At 66.6% G+C, this 22,409-nt stretch carries 19 protein-coding genes; 11 read left to right on the plus strand and 8 right to left on the minus strand.

Annotated elements, in window-relative coordinates:
• Positions 1 to 6: 6 nt before the first annotated feature.
• The 6 genes from tssM (at position 7) to ASC94_RS05670 (ending at position 7,837) form a co-directional block, all read left to right on the plus strand.
• The gene (gene tssM, locus ASC94_RS05645) at positions 7 to 4,092 is read left to right on the plus strand and encodes a type VI secretion system membrane subunit TssM (RefSeq protein ID WP_082616192.1); all 4,086 of its coding nucleotides are present in this window, start codon (positions 7 to 9) and stop codon (positions 4,090 to 4,092) included.
• On the plus strand, positions 4,089 to 5,075 hold the full coding sequence (gene tagF / locus ASC94_RS05650; RefSeq protein WP_056391870.1) for a type VI secretion system-associated protein TagF: 987 nt from the start codon (positions 4,089 to 4,091) through the stop codon (positions 5,073 to 5,075). Before tssM ends, tagF begins: the two co-directional genes overlap by 4 nt.
• 2 nt (positions 5,076 to 5,077) lie before the next feature.
• A complete protein-coding gene (locus ASC94_RS05655) occupies positions 5,078 to 5,857 on the plus strand; it encodes an OmpA family protein (RefSeq protein ID WP_056391873.1) in 780 nt (259 codons plus the stop codon).
• 10 nt (positions 5,858 to 5,867) lie between these two features.
• A complete protein-coding gene (gene tssA, locus ASC94_RS05660) occupies positions 5,868 to 6,953 on the plus strand; it encodes a type VI secretion system protein TssA (RefSeq protein ID WP_056391875.1) in 1,086 nt (361 codons plus the stop codon).
• Between the two features lie 118 nt (positions 6,954 to 7,071).
• A complete protein-coding gene (locus tag ASC94_RS05665; RefSeq protein ID WP_162251394.1) occupies positions 7,072 to 7,404 on the plus strand; it encodes a GFA family protein in 333 nt (110 codons plus the stop codon).
• A gap of 10 nt (positions 7,405 to 7,414) precedes the next feature.
• Complete coding sequence (locus tag ASC94_RS05670) at positions 7,415 to 7,837, plus strand: hypothetical protein (protein WP_056391879.1); 423 nt, start codon at positions 7,415 to 7,417, stop codon at positions 7,835 to 7,837.
• Here ASC94_RS05670 and tssH read toward each other — a convergent pair.
• The 8 genes from tssH to ASC94_RS05710 are packed head-to-tail and all read right to left on the minus strand — an operon-like array spanning position 7,834 to position 17,107.
• Positions 7,834 to 10,500 carry a type VI secretion system ATPase TssH gene (tssH, locus tag ASC94_RS05675; RefSeq protein WP_056391881.1) on the minus strand — a complete coding sequence of 889 codons (2,667 nt, stop codon included), beginning with the start codon at positions 10,498 to 10,500 and terminating at the stop codon, positions 7,834 to 7,836. The genes ASC94_RS05670 and tssH overlap by 4 nt on opposite strands.
• 16 nt (positions 10,501 to 10,516) lie before the next feature.
• A complete protein-coding gene (tssG, locus tag ASC94_RS05680; RefSeq protein WP_056391883.1) occupies positions 10,517 to 11,599 on the minus strand; it encodes a type VI secretion system baseplate subunit TssG in 1,083 nt (360 codons plus the stop codon).
• Positions 11,563 to 13,407: a type VI secretion system baseplate subunit TssF gene (tssF, locus tag ASC94_RS05685; RefSeq protein WP_056391886.1), complete on the minus strand. Its 1,845-nt coding sequence runs from the start codon at positions 13,405 to 13,407 to the stop codon at positions 11,563 to 11,565. Before tssF ends, tssG begins: the two co-directional genes overlap by 37 nt.
• 1 nt (position 13,408) lies before the next feature.
• Positions 13,409 to 13,912 carry a type VI secretion system baseplate subunit TssE gene (tssE, locus tag ASC94_RS05690; RefSeq protein WP_056391888.1) on the minus strand — a complete coding sequence of 168 codons (504 nt, stop codon included), beginning with the start codon at positions 13,910 to 13,912 and terminating at the stop codon, positions 13,409 to 13,411.
• 40 nt (positions 13,913 to 13,952) lie between these two features.
• Complete coding sequence (locus tag ASC94_RS05695; RefSeq protein ID WP_056391891.1) at positions 13,953 to 14,444, minus strand: type VI secretion system tube protein Hcp; 492 nt, start codon at positions 14,442 to 14,444, stop codon at positions 13,953 to 13,955.
• 35 nt (positions 14,445 to 14,479) lie between these two features.
• Positions 14,480 to 15,970 carry a type VI secretion system contractile sheath large subunit gene (tssC, locus tag ASC94_RS05700; protein ID WP_056391916.1) on the minus strand — a complete coding sequence of 497 codons (1,491 nt, stop codon included), beginning with the start codon at positions 15,968 to 15,970 and terminating at the stop codon, positions 14,480 to 14,482.
• 3 nt (positions 15,971 to 15,973) lie between these two features.
• Positions 15,974 to 16,483, minus strand: a complete 510-nt coding sequence (gene tssB / locus ASC94_RS05705; protein ID WP_056391917.1) for a type VI secretion system contractile sheath small subunit — start codon at positions 16,481 to 16,483, stop codon at positions 15,974 to 15,976.
• 30 nt (positions 16,484 to 16,513) lie between these two features.
• Entirely contained in the window at positions 16,514 to 17,107 is a 594-nt protein-coding gene (locus tag ASC94_RS05710) for a M48 family metallopeptidase (protein WP_056391919.1), read from the minus strand.
• Positions 17,108 to 17,325: 218 nt separating this feature from the next.
• On the opposite strand from ASC94_RS05710, the gene tssK reads away from it, so the two are divergent.
• The 5 genes from tssK to ASC94_RS33510 all read left to right on the plus strand — a co-directional run bounded on the left by tssK (position 17,326) and on the right by ASC94_RS33510 (position 22,325).
• Positions 17,326 to 18,675: a type VI secretion system baseplate subunit TssK gene (gene tssK / locus ASC94_RS05715; protein ID WP_056391921.1), complete on the plus strand. Its 1,350-nt coding sequence runs from the start codon at positions 17,326 to 17,328 to the stop codon at positions 18,673 to 18,675.
• A gap of 16 nt (positions 18,676 to 18,691) precedes the next feature.
• Positions 18,692 to 19,465, plus strand: a complete 774-nt coding sequence (icmH, locus tag ASC94_RS05720) for a type IVB secretion system protein IcmH/DotU (protein ID WP_056391923.1) — start codon at positions 18,692 to 18,694, stop codon at positions 19,463 to 19,465.
• Positions 19,465 to 21,726: type VI secretion system Vgr family protein (locus ASC94_RS05725; protein WP_229417169.1), on the plus strand; the 2,262-nt coding region annotated here is incomplete at its 3' end. The genes icmH and ASC94_RS05725, both read left to right, overlap by 1 nt.
• Positions 21,727 to 21,781: 55 nt before the next feature.
• On the plus strand, positions 21,782 to 22,041 hold a 260-nt coding region (locus tag ASC94_RS33505; protein WP_267875086.1), incomplete at its 3' end, for a DUF2345 domain-containing protein.
• Between the two features lie 50 nt (positions 22,042 to 22,091).
• Positions 22,092 to 22,325, plus strand: a complete 234-nt coding sequence (locus ASC94_RS33510) for a DUF2345 domain-containing protein (RefSeq protein ID WP_267875087.1) — start codon at positions 22,092 to 22,094, stop codon at positions 22,323 to 22,325.
• Positions 22,326 to 22,409: the final 84 nt, after the last annotated feature.

A 22,409-nucleotide genomic window follows, 5' to 3' on the forward strand; every position in this document is an offset into this window, starting at 1 on the left:
ACCAATATGACTACCCAAACACTCCGGCAATTCTTCACCTCGCGCGCCTTCCTGCTGCTGGTCGGCTGGATCGCGCTGGCCGCCTTCCTGCTGATCGGCGCCGCCCTGCTGCAGCAGCCCGCCTCGCTGGCCTGGACCATCTTCGCGGTGGCGCTGGCCATCGGCGCCGTGGGCTGGCTGCTCAGGCGCCAGCGCCACCAGCGCAAGTCGCGCCAGCTGGGCGACATGCTGGAGCAGCAAGTCAACCAGGCGTCGCCCAAGGCCGACGCCCTGCAGCGCCAGGAAACCGATGCACTGCGCAAGCGCATGCTGGACGCCATCGCCACCATCAAGCAGTCCAAGCTGGGCCAGTTCTCCGGCAACGCGGCGCTGTACGAGCTGCCGTGGTATATGGTGATCGGCAACCCGGCGGCCGGCAAGAGCACCGCCATCGCCAGCTCCGGCCTGCAGTTCCCCTTCGCCGACAGCAAGATCGTGCAGGGCGTGGGCGGCACCCGCAACTGCGACTGGTTCTTCACCACCGACGGCATCCTGCTCGACACCGCCGGCCGCTACTCGGTGGCCGACGAGGACCGCGCGGAATGGTTCGGCTTCCTCGACCTGCTGAAAAAATACCGCAAGAAAGCGCCCATCAACGGCGTCATCATCGCCGTGAGCGTGGCAGAACTGGCCGGCAACCGGCCCGAATTCGCCATCAACCTGGCCAAGAACCTGCGCCAGCGCGTGCAGGAGGTGACGGAACGCCTGGCGGTGCACGCGCCCGTGTACGTGGTGTTCACCAAGGCCGACCTGATCAATGGCTTCAACGAATTCTTCCAGGACAGCGAGCTCGGTGAGCGCGACCGCGTATGGGGCGCCACCCTGCCCTACAGCCAGCACACCACCAGCACCCAGGTGCTGGACCAGTTCGACGCCCGCTTCGACGAGCTGCACGACGGCCTGAAGGACATGAGCCGCGCCAGCATGGCGCTGCAATGGCGCGAACGCATGCCGCCGGGCGTGTTCACCTTCCCGCTGGAATTCGCCTCCATCAAGGGCCCGCTGCGCACCTTCATCGCCACGCTGTTCGAGGAAAACCCGTTCCAGTTCAAGCCCGTGTTCCGCGGCTTTTACTTTACCAGCGCGCTGCAGGAAGGCGAAGCCGTGTCGGCCTCGTCGCAGCGCGTGGCGCAGCGATTCGACCTCAAGCTGCAGCCGCACCACGCGGACGGCGCCTACCAGCAAAAGGGCTACTTCCTGCTCAACCTGTTCCGCACCGTGATCTTCGCGGATAAGAACCTGGTGGCGCAATACGCCAGCCCGGCGCAGACCCGCATGCGCTACGCCGCCTTCTTCGCCGCCACCGCCTTTGTCGGCCTGGCGCTGGGCGGCTGGAGCTGGTCCTACATGAACAACCGCCAGCTGGTGGCCAACGTGGAAGCGGACCTGCAGCAAGCCGTGCGCCTGCAGGACAAGCGCTTCGACCTGCAATCGCGCTTCCAGGCGCTGGAAGTGCTGCAGGACCGCATCGAGCAGCTGGACAACTACAAGAAAAGCCGCCCGCTCTCGCTCAGCCTGGGCCTGTACCAGGGCCAGACGCTGGAACGCAAGCTCAAGGAAGAATACTTCCACGGCGTGCGCGAAGTGATGCTCACCCCCGTGGGCCAGTCGCTGGAAGCCTTCCTGGCGGAAGTAAACAACAGCACCGAACCGATGCAGCCCTCGGTGCGCGCTGCGGCGGCCGGCGACGGCGCCACCGCCACCGCCGCCGGGGCAGGCGCCACTACAGCCGCAAGTACAGCCGCCGCCGTGGCGAACGGCTCCCAGCAATTCAAGGACGCCTCGCCGAACAACGCGGAAGACGCCTACAACGCGCTGAAAACCTACCTCATGCTGGGCGATAAATCGCGCGCCGAAGCCGGCCACCTGAGCGACCAGTTGACCCGCTTCTGGCGCGTATGGCTGGACGCCAACCGTGGCGCCATGCCGCGCGAGCAGATGATACGCAGCGCCGAGCGCATGATCTCCTTCCATCTGGCGCAGATCAACGACACCTCCTGGCCCACGCTGGACAACAAGCTGGCCCTGGTGGACCAGAACCGCGACAAGCTGCGCCGCGTGGTGCGCGGCATGCCGGCGCGCGAACGCGTGTACGCCGACGTGAAGGCGCGCGCCGCCACCCGCTACCCGTCCATGACGGTGGCGCGCATCGTCGGCGAACAGGACAAGGAACTGATGTTGGGCAGCTACGCCATCCCCGGCAGCTTCACCCGCGAAGCCTGGGAAGGCTATGTGCAGGACGCCTTCCGCGAAGCGGCCAACCGCGAACTGCAAAGCGCCGACTGGGTGCTGAAGACCGCCTCCAAGGACGACCTGACCCTGGAAGGCAGCCCGGAGCAGATCCAGAAATCGCTGGTGGACCTGTACAAGAACGACTACGCCAAGGAATGGCAGAAATTCGTGCAGGGCGTGACCATCCGCGACCTGGACGGCTTCGACACCGCCGCCTCGGCCATGAACCGCCTGGGCGATCCGCAGCTGTCGCCGCTGAACAAGCTGATTTCCACCGTCTACCAGCAGACCTCGTGGGACAATCCCTCGCTGCTGGACGCCGGCATGCAGCGCGCGCAGCGCGGCGTGTCGGGCTGGTTCCGCGAAACCATCCTGCGCCAGAAGCCCTCGCAGATCAACGTGAACCTGCCCGCCGCGTCGGCGCAGAACGCCGCCCTGCCGCTGGGCCCCGTGGGCCGCGAGTTCGCCGGCGTGGCGCGCCTGGTGGTGGCCAAGGACAATGACGCCTCCCTGATGCGCGGCTACATGGAGCAGCTGGCCAAGCTGCGCGGCCGCTTCAACAACATCAAGAACCAGGGCGACCCCGGTCCCGGCGCCAAGCAGCTGATGCAGCAGACCCTGGACGGCAGCGGCTCCGAGCTGGCCGACGCGCTGCGCTACGTGGACGAGCAGATGCTGACCGGGATGACGGATGCGCAGAAGCAGTCGCTGCGCCCCATCCTCGTGCGGCCGCTGATGCAGACCTTCGCCGTCATCGTGCGCCCCGCCGAGCAGGAGATCAACAAGGTGTGGGCGGCGCAGGTGCTGACCCCGTTCCGCCAGAACCTGGCGCTGAAATACCCTTTCGCCACCGAGTCGAAGGCCGAGGCCAGCAACGCTGAAATCGGCGAGATTTTCGGACCGGACGGCGCCATCGCCAAGTTCTTCAACACCACCGTCGGCCCGCTGGTGGTGCGCCGTGGCGACACCCTGAGCAGCCGCACCTGGGCCAACATGGGCATCAACCTGGCGCCCACCGTGGCGGCCAGCTTCCCGGCCTGGGTGGCGCCGCTGAACGCGGGCGGCGTGGCCAACGCCGCAGCCTCCAGTGAAGGCGACGCGCAGACCCGCTTCGACCTGCAGGCGCTGAGCACCGTGGGCGCCACCGAATTCACCATCGAGATCGACGGCCAGGCGCTGCGCTGGCGCGGCCAGCCGCAGCCATGGGTGCACATGGTCTGGCCCAACCCGCAAGGCGTGCCCGGCGCGCGCATCACCGCCATTACCCCGGAGGGCCGCTCGGTGGTCCTCCTGAACGAAACCGGCCACTTCGGCCTGAAGAAAATGATCGACGCCTCCACCCGCAAGAAAAAAGACGGCGGCGTGTTCGAGCTGACCTGGATGAATGCCGGCGTCACCGTTACCGCCAACCTGAAAATCAACGCCACGCCGGCCCCGCCGCCGGCGCCTGTGCCCCAGCAAGCCTCCGGCTTCCGCCGCCTGCGCCTGCCGGATGCCGTGGTGATCCCGGCCGTGGCCGAAGCCCCTGCGCCTGCGGCCCCGGCCAGCGCAGCCGCCGCAGGCCAGGCGCCGGCTGGCGCGGCCCAGGGAGGCCCCCTGCGTGCCGGCCCGGCCGCAGCCCCCGCGCCCTCCCCTGCCAACGCGCCCGGCAACACGCCCGGCAACGCTCCAGCCAACGCTCCAGCCAACGCTCCGGGCACGGTCCCTGCCACGCCGGCCCAGCCTGCGCCGGCCATCCGCCCACGCATGACGGCGCCGCAGGCACCGCCCCAGACCACCATGGCCGCCACCGGCGCGCGCGTCGCGGAGGTGCAGCAATGAGCCGCAACGTCACTCCCGCAGCAGTGGGCTATTTCGGCAAGATCCCCAGCCGTGGCGACTTCGTCAAGGGCAGCGACAACCCCGCCCTGATCAAAGTGCTGGACGACTGGCTGGCCCAGGCCATGGACCTGCTCAGCGCTGACGCGCGCTGGAAGCTCACCTACGACGCGCTGGCGCCGCTGCACTTCGCCTTTGTCGGCCCGCGCCGCCGGCACGCCATCGGCGGCCACATCGTCGCCAGCAGCGACCAGTCCAGCCGCCGCTTCCCCTTCCTCATGATGAGCAGCATGGAAGCGCCGGAACCGGCCGGCTTCGTGCCGAACGCGCCCCTGGTGCTGAGCCGACTGTGGACCCGCCTGGAAAGCCTCACCGCCGGCGTGCTGCAGGCGTCCGAGCCCACGTCCGCGCTGCAGGCCGCTGCCGCCCACGTGGTGGAGCTGGACCTGCGCCCCGCCGCCTACGACGCCGCCTTCAACGACTTCATGGAGATGCAGACCATCGGCGGCCTGGACGCCATGCTGTCGCAGGCCGGTTTCCAGGGCTCGGTGCGCCAGATGCTGCTCGCGCTGGGCATGCTGCTGCAGCCGGTGCTGGCCAGCAGTTCCAGCCGCCTCGAAAAGAGCCTGCTGCTGCCGCTGCCGAACGACCCCATGTACCGCAACCTGGTGGCCGCCTACTGGATGCACCTGATCACGCCCTTCCTGGCGCGCGCCGACTTCGAGCTGGCCATCTTCCTCACCCGCGTGGCGCAGCGTCCCGCGCTGGTGCTGGGCTTCAGCGGCGCCTCGGCGCAAACGCTGCAAGCCATCATGGACCCGCAGGTAGGCCTGGAACACCACATCGCCTTCGACCAGCTGGACTGGGTGGAGGACCACGTGGACTCCGACTACGCCAGCAAGAAGGCCTCCACCTATCTGTCGCAACCCAATCTGTCACTCAAATCCGCGCTGGACTCGCTGCACGCGGCATTTATCGGAACCTGACCATGCGCTACACCGCTCTCCTATTACTCGCACTGGCCGGCGCGCTCCAAGCACCTGCCCAGGCCCAAGCGCCCGCCGCCCCGCAACCCGGCCAGGTACTGGCCAGCGGCACCGTGGCCGACGAGGCCAGCAAGGCCAGCGTGCTGGCCAAGCTGCGCGAAGTCTACGGCGCCGACAAGGTGGTGGACCAGATCTCGGTCGGCCAGGTGGTCACCCCGGCCAACTGGAACGCCTATGTGCAAAAGCTCATTACACCGGACCTGAAGCAGATCAGCCGGGGACAGCTGAAAATCGACGGCAGCACCGTCACCCTGCGCGGCGAGGTGGCCAATGAAGCGCAGCGCCAGGCGCTGGCCAGCGCGGCCGCGCTCAGCCTGAACCCTACCTACACCGTGAACAACGGCCTGCGCGTGTCGGCCAGCGACCAGGGCATCCTGGACAGCGCGCTGAACAACCGCATCGTCGAATTCGAGAGCGGCCAGGCCAGCCTCACGCCGTCCGGCCGCAAGGTGCTGGACGAAATGGTGGCCGCGCTGCAGAAGCTCAAGGGCCGCAAGGTCGACATCATCGGCCATACCGACAGCGTGGGCCTGCGCGCCACCAACCAGGGCCTGAGCCAGGCGCGCGCCGAGGCGGTGAAAGCCTACCTGGCCAGCCACGGCATCAACGGCGACCTGCTGACCGCCTCGGGCCAGGGTCCGGACCGTCCGGTCGCCACCAACGACACCGCCGAAGGCCGCGCACGCAACCGCCGCATCGAATTCCGCATGGCGCAGCAATAAGGAAGCTCTCATGTTTTCAGCAGAACAGATCCTCAAGCCGGTGAGCGACGCCCAGCCCGGCGGCTACGACCTGGCCTTTTCGCCCGAACTGGACGCGATCAGCGAAGCGCGCACCTTCGACGATCCCTCGCTTGACCAGGGCGAATGGGTCACCGACCTGAAAGAGGCCGACTGGGGCTTTGTGGTGCAGCGTTGCGCCGTGCTGCTCGAAACGCGCAGCAAGGACTTGCGCCTGGCCGTGTGGCTCGCCGAAGCCGGCGCCAAGAAGCACGGCCTGCGCGGACTGGCGGAAGGCTTCCGCGTGCTGGCCGGCCTGTGCGAACAATACTGGTACAACGGCCTGTTTCCGGAAGCGGACGGCGACAACGAACAGCGCATCGGCAACCTGAGCTGGATACTGGCGCGCACGCCCGCGCTGCTGCGCGCCATCCCGCTCACAGAGGGACGCGGCAGCGCCTACTCCATGGTCGATTTCGAGACCGCGCGCAAGCAGGCCAGCAACGGCGGCCCGCCGCCGGGCGGCCTGAAACTGGCGGACCTGGAGGCGGCGCGCCGCAACAGTTCCCCGCAATTCCGCGAAGCGCTGGCGGCCGATGCCGCCGCCTGCCAGGAAGCGCTGCGCGCCTTCGAGCAGGCCGCCGACGCCCGCCTGGGCGACGACAGCCCCGGTTTTTCCGCCGCGCGCGAAGCGCTGCAAGCCCTGATCCACGTGCTGCCGCCCAGCGCCGCCATCGCAGCAGCCCAAGCCAGCGAAGGAGACACCATGAACGATGCAGGCCAGGCGGGTTACGACGACGGGCTCGCCAACGGCCACGCGCAGAACGGCCAGGCAGCACCCGGCGCGCCAATGCAGCTGGCCCCGTCCGGCGCGCCCGGCGCCATCCACAGCCGCAGCCAGGCCGTGGCCCAGCTGCGCACCGTGGCCCAGTTCTTCCGCCGCACCGAGCCGCACAGCCCCGTCTCCTACTTCGCCGACAAGGCCGCCGACGCAGCAGAGCAGGACCTCCACAGCTGGCTGCGCTCCGTCGTCAAGGACCAGGCCTCGATGGACCACATCGAAGAGCTCCTGGGCGTGAAGGGCCGTCCGCAGGACTGATTTCAGCCCGCCGTCCATGTGCGGTTCCGGTTGCAAAACCGTGCAAGTTGCAGCACACTGAATCCTTCAATGGAGGTGTGGAATGCCCATGCTACACGGCAGTTGCTTATGCGGCGGCGTGGCTTACCGGGCCGAGGGGCCGGTCAAGCATGCCAGCCATTGCTATTGCACCATGTGCCAGAAACAGCATGGCGCGGCGGCGGGGTCGTATGCCAACGTGGCCAGCGCCGGTTTCGCCTTCGAACGCGGCGCCGATCTGGTGACGGAATACGCATCGTCCGACCATGGCCGGCGCGGCTTCTGCAGCGTATGCGGCTCCAACCTGTACTGGCGCAGCACGCAGGCGCCCGACCGCATCGCCGTCACCCTCGGCACGCTGGAGCCCGAATTCGACGGCCCGGTGGAACGCGAGTGGCACACCGAAACCAAGCCGCGCTGGCTGCCCGCCTGAGAAGCCCCCCATGAACCCGACACTGCGTAACATCCTTGCGGCGGTCGCCGGTGTGCTGATCGGCAGCGCCGTCAACGGCACCCTCATCAGCATCGGCGGCGGCGTCATTCCGCCGCCCGCCGGCACCGATGTGAAAACCATGGAAGGCCTGAAGGCGGCCATGCCCCTGTTCGAGGCCAGGCACTTCCTGTTCCCCTTCCTGGCGCACGCCCTCGGCACGTTCGCCGGCGCCGCAGCGGCAGCCCTGCTGGCGGCCAGCCGCAAGTTCCATCTGGCGATGCTGACAGGCGTGGTGTTCCTGGCCGGCGGCATTGGCGCCGTGACGATGCTGCCCGCGCCCATGTGGTTCAACGTGCTGGACCTGGCGGGCGCCTATATTCCGATGGCGTGGCTGGGCTGGAAGCTTGCCACGCTCAAGGGAAAAGCCGTTTAGCGGATGGTGTACTTGAACTTGCCGTCCTTGTTGGCGCCGACCTTGATCTTGGCTATCGCCGCCCCTTCCGCCATCTTGGCCAGCACGGATTCGGCGATTTCTGGCAGCAAGGTGCCGTTCAAGATGTGATCGACGTTGCGCGCGCCGGAGTCCACTTCGGTGCAGCGCGCCAGCACGGCATCCACCAGCGCCTCGTCCCAGCTGAACTCCGCCTTGTGGTTGGCGCCGATGCGCTGGCCGATGCGGCCCAGCTTCAGCTCGATGATCTCGGCCAGCACGTCGTCCGGAATCGGATAGAACGGGATCACTTTCAAGCGGCCCAGGAAGGCCGGCTTGAACTGCTTGCTCAGCTGCGGACGTATCATCTCCTCCAGCGCATCGGCTGTCGGCAGTTCCTCCGCCGTCTTGTTCAGGCAAGCCTGCATCAAGGTGGACGAGGCCACGTTCGACGTCAGGATGATGATGGTGTTGCGGAAGTCGATCTCGCGGCCTTCGGCGTCGTCCATCACGCCCTTGTCGAACACCTGGAAGAACAGCTCCAGCACGTCCGGGTGCGCCTTCTCCACTTCATCCAGCAGCACCACGCTGTAGGGGTTGCGGCGCACCGCCTCGGTCAGCACGCCGCCTTCGCCATAGCCCACGTAGCCCGGCGGCGAGCCTTTCAGGCCCGACACGCTGTGCGCTTCCTGGTACTCGCTCATGTTGATGGTGACCAGCTTGCGCTCGCCGCCGTACAGCACGTCCGCCAGCGCCAGCGCGGTCTCGGTCTTGCCCACGCCGGAGGGGCCGACAAACAGGAACACGCCCTTCGGCTTGTTCGGATCGTCCAGGTTGGCGCGCGAGGTGCGCACCCGCTGCGCCACCGCCTCCAGCGCATGCGGCTGACCCAGCACGCGCTCTTCCAGCATGTCCTTCAGCTTGAGCACGGTCTTGATCTCGTCCTTCACCATTTTGCCGAGCGGGATGCCGGTCCAGCCGGCCACGATGCCGGCCACCACGTTGCCGTCCACCTGCACCGGCACCATCGGCGTTTCGCCCTGCAGCGCCTTCAGCTCGGCCAGCAGCGCCTGCACGTCCTTGCCCTGGCTGGCATCGGCCTGGCCGCCTTCGCCACCCGCTTCCAGCACCACGCGCGCCGCCTTGATCTGCTCCGTCAAGTGCTTTTCCTGCTCCCAGCGCGCCGCCAGTTCGGCATGCTGCTGCGCGGCCGCCGCATTGTCCTCGCGCAGCTGCTTCAGGCGCTCGCCGTGCACCACGCCGCCGCCCGCAGCCTGCTCGCGCTCCAGCGACGCGATTTCCGCGTTCATGCGCTCCTGCTTGCGCGCCAGGTTCTCCAGCAAGGCCGGCGTGGCGTTCTGGCCCAGCGCCACCTTGGCGCAGGCGGTATCGAGCACGCTGATGGCCTTGTCCGGCAGCTGGCGGCCCATGATGTAGCGGTGCGACAGGCGCACCGCCTCGGTAATCGCCTCGTCATACACGCGCACGTTGAAATGCTTCTCCATCAGCGGCGCCATCCCGCGCAGCATGGCGCAGGCCAGCTCCTCGCTCGGCTCCTCCACTTTCACCACCTGGAAGCGGCGCGCCAGTGCGGCGTCCTTCTCGAAGTACTTCTTGTACTCGCCCCAGGTGGTGGCGGCGATGGTGCGCAGTTCGCCGCGCGCCAGCGCCGGCTTGAGCAGGTTGGCCGCATCGTTCTGGCCAGCCTGGCCGCCGGCGCCTATCATGGTGTGGGCTTCGTCGATGAACAGGATGATGGCGTGCGGGCTCTTGCGCACTTCGTCGATCACGTTCTTCAGGCGGTTCTCGAACTCGCCCTTCACGCTGGCGCCGGCTTGCAGCAGGCCCATGTCCAGCGTGTGGATCTGCACGCCCTTCAGCACGTCCGGCACGTCGCCTTCGGCAATGCGCAGCGCCAGGCCTTCCACCACGGCGGTCTTGCCCACGCCGGCCTCGCCGGTGAGGATGGGATTGTTCTGGCGGCGGCGCATCAGGATGTCGATGGCCTGGCGGATCTCGTCGTCGCGCCCGATCACGGGATCGACCTTGCCGTCTGCGGCGCGCTGCGTGAGGTTGGTGGTGTACTGGTCCAGCGCGGGCGTCTTGCCCGGCGCACTGGCGGCGATGTCGCCCACCGGATCGCCGCCCTCTTCCACGCCGCCGCCCTGCGAGGCCGGCACGGCTTCCTGCGAACCGTCCGTGATCTCGTCCAGCTTATGGCGGATCTGTTCCAGTTCGAACTTGGCGAACAGCTTGGAACTGCGCTGCGCCAGCTGCGACAGTTCGGAGTCGGTCAGCAGCGCCTGCAGCAGGTGGGCGCTGCGGATCTGCACCGCGCGGCCGGACTGGATGTCCAGCGAGGCGATCAGCCACGCGTTTTCCATCAGCTTGGGCAGGCGCGCCGAGAACACCGGCGTGCGCGTGTTGCCGTTCTTGAAGCGGCTTAGCTCCGCCTGCAAATCCGCTTCCAGCATGCTCACGCTGATGCCGCTGCGGCGCGCGATCACCACCAGGTCGCTCTTCGGCTGTTCCAGCAGGGCCAGGAACAAATGCTCGACGTCCACTTCGAACTGGCCCAACGACACGCAGATACCGGCGGCGCGCGTGGCGGCCACGCGGCAGGTATCGTTCAATTTGCCGATCAGCGTTTTCAGGTTGATGCTCATGGTGCCCTACTCCTTTTTATAATGTGTGTATTTCATACCGCACGTCGCTGCGGTCCTGCGCCTGGCCGCCGGTCAGCACGAAGCTGTCCCAGCCCAGGCGCCCGCCGCTGCGCTCGTCACTCAGGCTGGTGCCCTGCACGTCCGCCGCGCGCAGCACCAGCTGCACTTCGTACTCCAGGGTCAGGCCGGTAAACATGGCCAGCATGCTGGCCAGCGCCCTGGCCGCCTTCCCGCCCGGCAGGAAGGATTCGAAACTGGCGCGGTCCAGCGGCCCGATCACCAGGCGCATGCGCAGGTCGCGCTGCCACACGCGCGCCCCGGCCATGGCGCCGCCGCCCAGTACCGCGTTGCTGCCGCCCAGCGTGCTTTGCTGGGTGGGCGGCACGTCGTACCAGCAGCCGATGAACTGGGTGATGCGCACTTGCTGGTTGAAGTATTCCGACAGCACGCGCGCCACCTGCGAAGCCGACGCCGGCTTTTGCCGTATCGCGCTGGCGAAATAACCCAGCGACTCGTCCAGCACCCCGTCGCCGTGGTCCGACATGCGGCGCCGCAAGGAAGCGTTGCCCAGTCCCGCCAGCGACAGCAGCAAAGGCAGGAAGCCGTCCTTGCCGCTGCCCTGGTACTTCAGCTCCAGCCGGTATTTGCGCCAGGCCTCGTAGAACAGGGCCAGCGCCCGGCTGGAGAAGGTGTCCAGGAAGGCGCGCGGGCCATCGTCGCGCTGGTACAGCGCGTGCGCGGCGATGCGTTCCGTATAGTGCGCCGGCAGCGTGCCGCTGCTGCCGAGGAAGCCCATGAAGGTGGGCGTCATGCGCACGTATTTCAGCTCGGACGCCTGCAGCGCCTCGCCCAGCCCGCGCGCGTCGCGCGGCATCTCGCGCGGCTCGGGGTGCAGCGATTCCAGCTCGCTGGCCGGGAAGGACAGCGAGGTGGAATTCTGGAAGCGCAGGAAGTTCGCCACCGCGCCCTCCTGCGGCACGCCGCGCTTCTTGAGCCACAGCTCCAGCATGCGCACCGCCTGGAAGTACTCGAAACGGTAAGGCTCGGCGAACAGGCGCTCGATTACAGCAGGCTCAAATCGCCGCTTCGTGGCAAGCATCGCAGCAGTTCCTCTCCGGTTTTATGGGACAGCACGACCAGCTGCGTGAAGCTGTTGGCGTGCACATAGAGGCCGAGGAAGCGCTCTATCACGTGGGCGAAGGCGTGGATGCCGCTGCCGACGAAGGCTTCCTCGTCGATGGTCAGCCGCACTTCCACCCCGCGCACCAGGCAGGCAAAGGGGTTCCCCGGCAGCCATGTGTTGGCCGCCTTGTGGGCGATACCGAGCACGCCGCCGATCTGGCGCTGCGTGGCCGGGGAACGCGGCAAGTCGTACAAGGTGAGCATTTCGCGGAAAGCATCCAGCCCGTCCTCGTCCAGCGACAGGTGGTTCAGCGACAGGTGCGAGATCAGGCGCCAGTGCGCGCCGCGCCCCCGCTCGAAGCGCTGCGAGGCGGTCGGCTTGCGCAGCAGGCTAATGGAGCGCACGCTGGAGCCGCCTTCCATGAACAGGTCGCCCCCGCGCATGCCGTAGGACAGCATGGACGGCAGGTCGCGGTTGGTGCAGCTCAGCTCCAGGCTGAGGGTGTCCGTTTCCACCTCGGCCGGATCGAAGTCGATGTCGACGATGGTGATCTCGGTTTCGAAGCCCGGACTCTTCTCGGCGACGGTCTCGTTGCGGCGCGCGACCCAGTAATGGCCGCTCTTCTCCGGCGCCTGGCCGTGCTTGAGCGAATAGAACGGGCGGAAGGTGGTGATGGATTCGCCCTGCGGCGTCTGCCGCACCAGGCGCACCGAGTCGATGGCCTGCACCTCGTAGGCGAAGGCGCGGCGCGCGTCGGCCAGCACCGGATAGCTGGCGGTGGTGTGGGTCAGGCGGATCGGTTCGCCGCGCTGGCGGAACAAGTTCACCACCGGCGTGCAGCCCAGCAGCACGTTGTTCGGGTTCAGCGTGCCGAGCATGCGCGCCACGTTCGAATCGGTGCGCAGGCCGGACAGCGCCAGGTGCAGCGTGACGCTGCGCGCGCCGGACGGCAGTGCCGCCGCCAGCCTGGCCATATCGATGTCGAAGAAGTTGAACTTCTCCGGGAAGCAGAAGTATTCGGTCAGCAGGCGGTAGGCCGCGTGCGAGCGGGCCGAGAAGTCGATCAGCGATTCATCTTCCTCGAAGCCGGCGGGGGTGAGCGGCGACGCCTGCAGCTGCACCCAGCGGCCATTGCCGTCCGCTTCAGCATAGGCCGCCACGGTGCGCATGAACAGCGCGTCGCGCAGGGCCGCGCAGAAGGACGGCTCGCCGTCGATGAAGAAGCGCAGCTTGCCCAGTCCCAGCTGCAGCGGGCCGGCCTGCTCGGACGTGGCCGCCAGCGTGATGCTGATGCTGGAGGTGGCGCCGGCCGGCGCGCGCAGCGCTTCCGGCAGCGAAATAATGGCGTCGAACGAGGCCTGCGTGAGCGCCAGCGGCGCCACCGTCACCGGGTAGGCGGTGCGGAAGGTGCAGGCCGCGCCGCGCACCGGGCGCGAGGTGAGCTGCGTGCCGCGCGGGATGTCGCTGGCGGCGGTGAGCTGCGCGGCGGCGCCGCTGTAGTCCATGCGGGCGATGGAACAGGAAGGAAATGGCCGCAGGTAGTGCGGGTACATCACCTCGAACATCGCTTCGGTGAATTCAGGGTAGTCGTCGTCCAGGCGCTTGGCCACGCGCGAGTTGAGCAGCGCGAACGATTCGATCATGCGTTCGATGTGCGGGTCTTCGCAGACCTCGCCGCCGACCAGGAGCCGGCCGGCGATTTTCGGGTAGCGCTCGGCGAATTCGCGCGAATAGCGGCGCAGGAAGCCGAGCTCCCGTTCGTAATAAGGTAACAGCTGTTCCAAGTCAGGCTCCTGGCTGCGCCGTGCGGCGTGCCTTGCTGATGGTGTAATGCAGGCTCGATGGTTGCAGCACTGCGTCGAAATTGACGGGTTCCTGGGTGGCGCTGGCAACCAGCAGCGCGGTGATGTTGAAGCCGAGGCGGTTGATGGCGCCCTCCCGCACTTCCAGCGAGGCCTGCACGTTGCGCAGGCGCGGCTCGTGGCGCAGGATGGCGCGTTCCAGCGCGCGGCAGATGTAGGCCCGGTCGTCCGTACTCGACAGCGACAGGCCGGCGAAGTCGCTCAGGCCGTAACTGGCGATGGAGCGGCCGCATTCGGGGAAGCGTTTCAGCAGGTCTTCGCGCACCACGGCGCGGGTGTTGAGCAGCGCTTCCAGGTCGCGTGCCACGGCATCCTTCATCTCCTCGATGGACAGGCGCGCAACGGTGCCCGAGCTGCCTCCGGCACCGTGCGTCGGCTCGTCAAGGAGCCGGTCGAACAACCCTGGCGTGTAACCCTTTACTGGCATGACGGTTCCTGGCTAAGTTGTCCGACCATACTGCACATGCTTAGGCCGTCTTATTGGCCGACAGATCCCAGCCGCCCGAGGTGTTGCCACCGGAGCCGCCGCCCACTTTTTGCTGGGTGTACTTCCACTTCACTTTCGAGTACTTGATCGACACGTCTTCGCTCAAGATGTTGCCTTCGGCGATGGCTGGCGCCACGGAGCCGATCAGCACATTTTCCAGTTCGATTTCGAAGTACTTGATGCGCTCGCCCTGGCCGTCGGCGCGCAGGAACTCCAGCTTCGCCTTTGGAATGGTTTTGCCGGAAGAGCAGGTCTGCAGCAGGATAGGCGTGGCCAGGTCGGCCAGCTTGTGCACGACGATGTCCTTGTGTTCGGTGCGCTCGGCGGTGTGGCCGCCGCCGGTCGACGCGGTGGCCGACTTAGGCTGCAGCACCTCGAACTGGACGGACTTGACTTCGATCCAGTCTTTGTGGGCGTTGTCGGTGGACTCGCCTTTGATACCGTCGATTTGCAGGTAGACGTCGATTGCCATGGTATTCCTTTCAGTTGGTGATGGACTTTAAAAAATCAGGATTTGGTCGAAGCAGGCAGCTCCGCGACCAATCGGAGCGAAACAGAAAGCTCGTCGAGCTGGAAGTGGGGGCGCAGGAACGACACGGCGCGGTAAACGCCTGGCCGTCCCGGCACCTCCGCCACCTGCACCGACGCTTCCCGCAGCGGGAACTGGGCCTTCTGTTCCTGCGTTGCGTTATCGTCGAGCAGCACGTACTGCGTCAGCCAGCGGTTCAGGAAGTCCTCCACGTTGGAGGCGGCAGCAAAGCTGCCGATCTTGTCCCGCATCATGGCTTTCATGTAGTGCGCAATGCGCGACACGGCGAAGATGTACTGCAGCTGCGCCGACAGCACCGCGTTGGCGTTAGCCGAGTCGGTGTTGTATTTCTTGGCCTTTTGGGCCGACTGCGCGCCGAAAAAGGCCGCGTAGTCCGTGTTCTTGCAGTGCACCAGCGAGATGAAACCGAGGTCGCTCAGCTCCTTCTCGCGGCGGTCGGTGATGGCGATCTCGGTCGGGCACTTGAGCGCCACTTCGCCTTCATCGGTCTTGAAGGTGTGGGTCGGCAGGTCTTCCACCAGGCCGCCGCCTTCCACGCCGCGGATCGCCGCGCACCAGCCGAAGTCCTCGAAGGCCGCGGTGAGCTTGGTGCCGAAGGCGTAGGCCGCGTTGCACCACAGGTATTTCTGGTGGTCGGTGCCGTCCACGTCTTCCACGAAGTTGAAGCCTTCCGTGGTGGCGCCGTCGGCCGGGTTGAACGGCAGCCGGCCCAGGAAGCGCGGCAGGGTCAGGCCGACATAGCGCGAGTCTTCCGATTCGCGGAAGGACTTCCACTTGGTGTACTCCACGGTGTCGAACACTTTCGACAGGTCACGCGGCTTGCCCAGGTCGCTGTAGCTGTCCAGGCCGAACAGCTCCGGCGAGGCAGCGCTGATGAAGGGCGCGTGCGCGGCGGCCGCCACGTGCGACATCTGCTCGATGAAGTACATGTCTTCCGGCTGGCGGGTGATCTCGAAGTCGCCCAGCAGTGCGCCGAAGGGGGCGCCGCCGAAGGTGCCGAATTCCTCCTCGTAGACCTTCTTGAACATGGTGCTCTGGTCGAATTCGAGGGCGCTCTGGAAGTCCTTCACCAGTTCCTTCTTGGTCGCGTTGAGCAGCTTGATCTTCATGTTGGTGCCGGTGGCGCTGTTCTTCACCAGGTAGTGCAGGCCGGTCCAGCTGCTTTCCAGCTTCTGGAACTCCGGGGCGTGCATCACGGCCGACAGCTGCGCCGAGATCACCCGGTCCAGCTCGGCCACGCGGGCGTCGATGGTGGCGGCCAGGTTATCGGACACGACGACCGTGCCCTCCATCACCTGGTTCACCAGCTCCGAGATCAGGTCCTTGGCGCGCGCGTGCTCCACGCTGGACTTGGCCACCTTGCTCTGCTCGACGATCTGGTCCAGCAGGGCCGATTCGCTGCTGTGCGCCGGCGCTGCGGCGGCTTCAGGGCTCAATTGGGCGGACATGGCTTATTCCTTTGCTTCAGGCTTGGCGCCGCTCAGCTGCGCCAGTTTTTCGGTGCTGCTCAACACATCGTTCAGGATGTCTTCCAGCTTGTCGTTGCCGGCCAGCTTGTTGCGCAGGTCGGCCAGCTTGGTGCGCGCCTCCAGCAGCTTGCGCAGCGGCTCCACCTGCTGCACCACGGACTCGGGGCGGAAATCGTCCATGGACTTGAACTTCAGGTCCACCGCGAACTGGCCGCCGTCTTCGCCCAGCTCATTGGCCACGCGGTAAGCGGCGCGCGGCTCCACGCCCTTCATCACTTCGTCGAAGTTGTCGCGGTCGATGCCGACGAATTTGCGTTCCTTCAGGCGCTTCTGCTCCACCTCGGAGTTGCCGCCGAAATCGCCGACGACGCCCATCACGAAGGGCAGTTCCTTGCTTTCGATGGCGTCGCCGATTTCAACGTCGTAGCTCATCTGCACGCGCGGCGGACGCACCTTGGTCAGGCGCTTCTGGACACTTTCACTTTTAGACATGGTTTTCCCCTGTTATCGACTGGTTACGGGTTATTTCAGGCCGCTGAACGGATCGGCGCTGGATTCCTGGCGCGCCTTGGCGCCCTTCTTGGCGGGCGTGCCGCCGCGCGCCGGCGGCGGTTTCACGGCGGACGCCTGCACCGGCTGCGGCGGTACCAGCACGGTTTCGCCCAGGCTTTCGCGCAGCAGCTTGGCCAGGTCTTGCGACTCGGTGCGCAGCGGGCCGCTCAGATTGTTCTGGCGGCTCAGGTCGGCCAGCGCGCGCGTGGACAGGCGCAGGCCGCTGATGGCGATGATGCTGTTGGCCAGCTGGTCGTTCGGATCGCGCACCAGGATTTCCTGCGCGCTCACGATGGCTTCGCCGTACTGGCCGGCGTCGTAGCGGGTCTGGGCGATGCTGACCCAGGGGGCTTTTTCAGCCGGGAAAGCGGCGGCGGTCTGCTTCCACAACGTCACGGCCTGCTCCTTTTGGCCGGACGAGGCTGCCTGGCTGGCCTTTTCCATCAGGGCGCTGACGGTCGGCTTCGGAATCTCCGGCACTTGCGGCACCGTGTTGCACGCGCTCAGGATGACCGCGCAGCTGGTAGCGCCGGCCAGGCGGCGCAGGGTATGTACAGGTTTCATGCTTTCCTCGGACTGACTTGCAAAAAAGAGATATTCAATTGCTAACTTGTTACTTCGGCGACACATTATCAGAAATTTATTGTTGGGCGCGTTCAATTGAATTTCACCTGGAAACCTGCCGATTTTTTAGGCTGCGCACGATTGCCGCGCTCGCTTGCGACATGTTTCCTAAAGAAATGTTAGTGTTCTGCTACTTATTAAATTTCCGTTTTGATAACATGACAAACAAGGTACTTTGGGGTGAGGGATTGTTCCTGCGGCCGCAGCATTTTCAGCAGCAGGACCGCTATCACGAGCACCGGCTGCACGAGAGCGTGAAGGTGCTGCACCCCTACGCCTGGGGCGTGAACCAGATCGAGATCGACCGCGAAGCGCTGGCCAACAACGCGCTGCGCCTGCTGGAACTGTCGCTGCGCTTCCAGGACGGCGAGCTGTACGACGCCCCCGGCGCGGACGAACTGCCGGACACCGTGGACCTGAGCCAGATCCCGCACAGCCAGCAAAGCGTGACCTTCTACGCCGCCCTGCCCGCCTTCAAGCCCTTCGGCGGCAACTTCGGCATGGCCGGCCAGACCGGCCCGGGCAGCAACGGCGTGCGCTTCGTGCAATCGAATGCCGACACGCCCGACCTGTACACGCAGGCCGCGCAAGCCCAGCTGAGCTACCTGAAAAAAGCCGTGCGCCTGGTGCCCGACCACGAGCCGCGCGATTCCTACACCCACTTCCCGCTGCTGCGCCTGCGCCGCGCCGCCAGCGGCGGTTTCGAGCTGGACCCGTCCTTCGTGCCGCCCTCGCTGTCCATCCGCAGCGCGCCGCTGCTGTTTTTGCAGCTGCGCCGCCTGATCGACGCGCTGCAGGCCAAGGTCAGCGCGCTGCAGGGCCACCACCGCGAACCGAGCCGCCACGTGATCGAATTCCGTTCCGGCGACATGTCCTCGTTCTGGCTGCTGCACACGGCCAGCACCGCCTTCGCCGGCCTCACGCATTACTTCCACCACCCGGCGCTGCACCCGGAACGCCTGTACGAGCAGCTGCTGTCGCTGGCCGGTGCGCTGATGACCTTTTCCAAGAGCTGGACCCTGTCCGACCTGCCGCCCTACCAGCACGCCGATCCCGGCCCCGCGTTCGCGCGCCTGCACCAGATCATCCGCGAACTGCTGGACACGGTGATCTCGTCCAAATACTTCGCCATTGCGCTCAACGAGAACAAGCCGTCCTACCACCACGGCATGCTCGACAGCGGCAAGATCGACGAGAAAACCACCTTCTACCTGGCCGTCTCGGCCGACCTGCCGGCGGTGGAGCTGGTGGACGTGGTGCCGCTGCGCTTCAAGATCGGCGCGCCGGACGACGTGGAAAAATTCGTGCTGTCGGCCATGCCGGGCGTGCGCATCCAGCACGCGCCGCAGGTGCCCGCCGCCATCCCTGTGCGGCCGGACGCCTGCTACTTCGCCATCGAAGGCAAGGGCCAGATGTACGAACGCATGCTGCAAGCCCAATCGATTTCCATCTATGTGCCATCCGGCTTACGCGACCTGAAGCTGGACCTGCTGGCCGTTACTTCCTGAGCGGAGACAGAACACAATGAACACCATGGCCGCACCTTCCCTGTTTTCCCCCGGCGCCGGATCCGCCCCGGCGCCGGCGTCGAACAAACCGCAAACGCTGCAAGACCTGATGTATGACGGCTTCTACGCCCTGTTCATGCTGAAGAACGGCAGCGGCCCGCAGGACAACGCCGATTTCGCGGCGAAGATGACGCAATTCCTGGACGAATTCGGCCGCAACGCGCGCAAGCAGAACGCCTCGCCGGACGACATCGACGCCGCCAAATACGCCTTCTGCGCCGCTGTCGACGAGATCATCCTGCGCTCGCCCTACCCCATCCGCGACGCGTGGGAACGGCGCCCGCTGCAGCTGCAGCTGTTCGGCGACCAGCTGGCGGGCGAGAATTTCTACATCCGCCTGGAAGCGCTGCGCGCGCGCGGCGCGGCCCACGTGCAGGCGCTGGAAGTGTTCCATATGTGTTTGCTGCTCGGTTTCCAGGGCCGCTACATCCTGGAAGGCTCGGAAAAGCTGGCCTACCTGACCAGCCGCCTGGGCGACGAGATCGCCCAGATGAAGGGCAAGCGCGGCGGCTTCGCGCCGCACGCCGAGCGTCCCGACCAGGTGGCGCACAAATTGCGCAGCGACCTGCCTCTGTGGGTGCTGTGCTCCGTGTTCGGGCTGATCTGCGTGCTGGGCTACATCGGCTTGCGCACCTCGCTCGGCCGCCACACCGACGAACGCCTGCATGCCTATAACGACGTCGTGAAAATGGCGCCGCGCGTGGCCAACCTCACCATCACCCTGCCCTGATGGTTTCGGCATCCTCGCTCACCTCCCCGCTCGGCGTATTCGGCACGGGCCTGAGCCAGCACGCCCGCCTGCTCACGCTGGCCAGCGCGCAGGACCGCGCCCTGCCCGAATCGCTGATGGCCGAGCACTTCACGGCCCGCGAAGGCGTGAACGAACTGTACGCCTTTGAAGTGCACGCGCTCAGCACCTCCACCGACCTGGAACTCGACCAGTTCATCGGAGAAGAGCTCACCCTCACCCTGCTGCAGCCGGACGGCAGCCAGCGCGCCTGGCACGGCCTGTGCACCGAAGCGGCCTGGCTGGGCGCGGATGGCGGCGTGGCGCGCTACCGCCTGCTGCTGGAACCGGCGCTCGCGCTGCTGCGCCTGCGCCGCGACAGCTACATCTACCAGGACAAGAACGCGCAGGACATCATCACCGAGCTGCTGGAAGACTACCCGCAGGTGCGCTTCTCTTTCGACGTGACGCAGGAACTGGCGCCGCGCCCCATCTGCACGCAATACCGCGAAAGCGACTTCGAATTCTTCGAGCGCCTGCTCGCCTCCGAAGGCCTGAGCTGGCGCTTCGAGCACGACCCGCCCGGTGCGGACAGCGGCAAGGGCGATGGCCAGTCCAAGCACAAGCTGGTGATCTTCGACAGCAAGGCGCAAGCGCCCGCCATGCCCGGCGGCGCCGAACTGCGCTTCCACGGCGTGCGCGCCACCGACACCGATGACGCCATCGACCGCTTCGCCGCGCGCCGCCAGGTGCAGCCCAACGCGGTGAGCATCGCCAGCTGGGACCCCGCGCAGCTGCTGGCCCCATCGGCCGAGCAGCAATCGAGCCTGGAAGCCGGCGAGCTGCCGGCGCTGGCCATCTACGACGGCAGCGGCGAACGCATCGCCAGCGGCAAAGAGACCGGCCACGGCGCCGCCGATCCGCACAGCCTGCTGATGCTGCAGGCCCTGGAACTGAACAACAAGGTCTTTGAAGGCAGCGGCGCGGTGCGCCGCCTGGCCCACGGCCACAGCTTCCAGCTCATCCAGCACGAACGCTATGCCGACGGCGCCAACGGCTTCAAGGTGCTGTGGGTGGAACACGAAGCGCGCAACAACTTCGACGCATCGATCAAGGGCGGCCCTGCGTTCGGCGTGGAAGCCGGCACCTACCGCAACAGCTTTGGCTGCGTGCGCGAAGCCGTCGCCATCGTCCCCGCAGCCACGGCCGCGCCGCACGCCAGCACCGCGCTCGGCCCGCAAACCGCCATTGTGGTCGGCCTGGCGGACGCCATCTCCACCACCACGCGCGACCACCAGGTGCGCGTGCAATTCGCCTGGCAGCGCGGCGAAGGCGCCAATGCCGGCGGCATGGCCCACAACACCGACGCCAAAGGCAGCGCCCCCGGCGACGAGCGCAGCGGCACCTGGGTGCGCGTGGCCGAAGCGTTGGCCGGCCCCAACTGGGGCACCCAGTTCACGCCGCGCATCGGCACCGAAGTGCTGGTCGACTTCATCGAAGGCGACATGGACCGTCCGGTTGTCGTGGCCCAGCTCTACACCGGCAGCGACGTCCCGCCCTTCGCGGCGGGCGTGGACGCGGGCGTCAACCACGCCGGCACCATCAGCGGCATCCACAGCCACAACTTCGACCGCAGCGGCTACGGCCAATGGCAGCTGGACGACACCCCCGGACAAGTGCGCACACGCCTGGCCAGCAGCAGCGCCGCCACGCAGCTCAACCTGGGTTACCTGATTCAGCAAGCGCCCGGTTCCGCGCAACGCGGCAGCTACCGCGGCGCGGGCTTCGAACTGCGCACCGACGCCTGGGCCGTGGTGCGCGGCGCCGAAGGCGTGCTGCTCACCACCAGCGCGCGCAACGCGCAAGGCAGCGGCATCACGTCCACGCAGCTCGACACCGCCGAAGCGCTGGCGCAGCTGAAAGCCGCCCAAGAACTGGCCAAGCAACTGGGCGACGCCGCGACCGCGCAGCACGCCCTCACCAGCAAGGACGCCGCCGCCGCGCACAAGGACTTCATCACCCAGGTCGATCCGCAGCAAAGCGGCAAGCACGCCGGCGCGGTCAACGGCCAGCAGGCCGTCAAGGCGCAAGCCGGTTCGCGCGAAGCCGACAGCGCCAAGCCGGTGGAAAAATTCGGCGCCCCGCTGGTGCTGATGGACGCCCCGGCCAGCATCAATTGGGCCACGCCCGCCTCCACCGTCCTCTTCGCGGGCAAGCAGCTGCAATGGACTTCGCAGGGCGATTTGCACCTGGCGGCGGCACATNGCCAGCATCAATTGGGCCACGCCCGCCTCCACCGTCCTCTTCGCGGGCAAGCAGCTGCAATGGACTTCGCAGGGCGATTTGCACCTGGCGGCGGCACATACCGTGTCCTCGGTGGCAGGCAACGCGGCCAGCTTCTTCAGCCATGCTGGCGGCATCCAGGCCTTCGCCGGCAACGGCCCCGTGTCGCTACAGGCGCACACCGGCGAGCTGGAGATCCTGGCCGACAAAGAGATCACCGTCATCTCCGTCAACGACAGCATCGAAATCAAGGCCAGCAAAAAGATCGTGCTGCAGGCCGGCCAATCCAGCATCACNCCTGGCCGACAAAGAGATCACCGTCATCTCCGTCAACGACAGCATCGAAATCAAGGCCAGCAAAAAGATCGTGCTGCAGGCCGGCCAATCCAGCATCACGCTCGACGGCGGCGACATCACCTTCGCCTGCCCCGGCAACTTCACCGTCAAGGGCGGCCAGCACATCTTCGACGGCGGCGGTAGCGGCGCGGCGGCCTTGCCCGCCCTGCCCACCGGCAGCGCCATCTGCATCGAATGCCTTAAAAACGCGGCGGCCAAGGCCAGCAGTTTCCTGGTCCGCTAAGCGACAAGAAAAAACATGGACAACCCAACCCACACCTACGCCCTGCTCGACTGCTCCCAGCACGACCACGCATGGCGCGAACTG

Source organism: Massilia sp. Root418, from assembly GCF_001425265.1.
GTDB lineage: Bacteria > Pseudomonadota > Gammaproteobacteria > Burkholderiales > Burkholderiaceae_D > Rugamonas.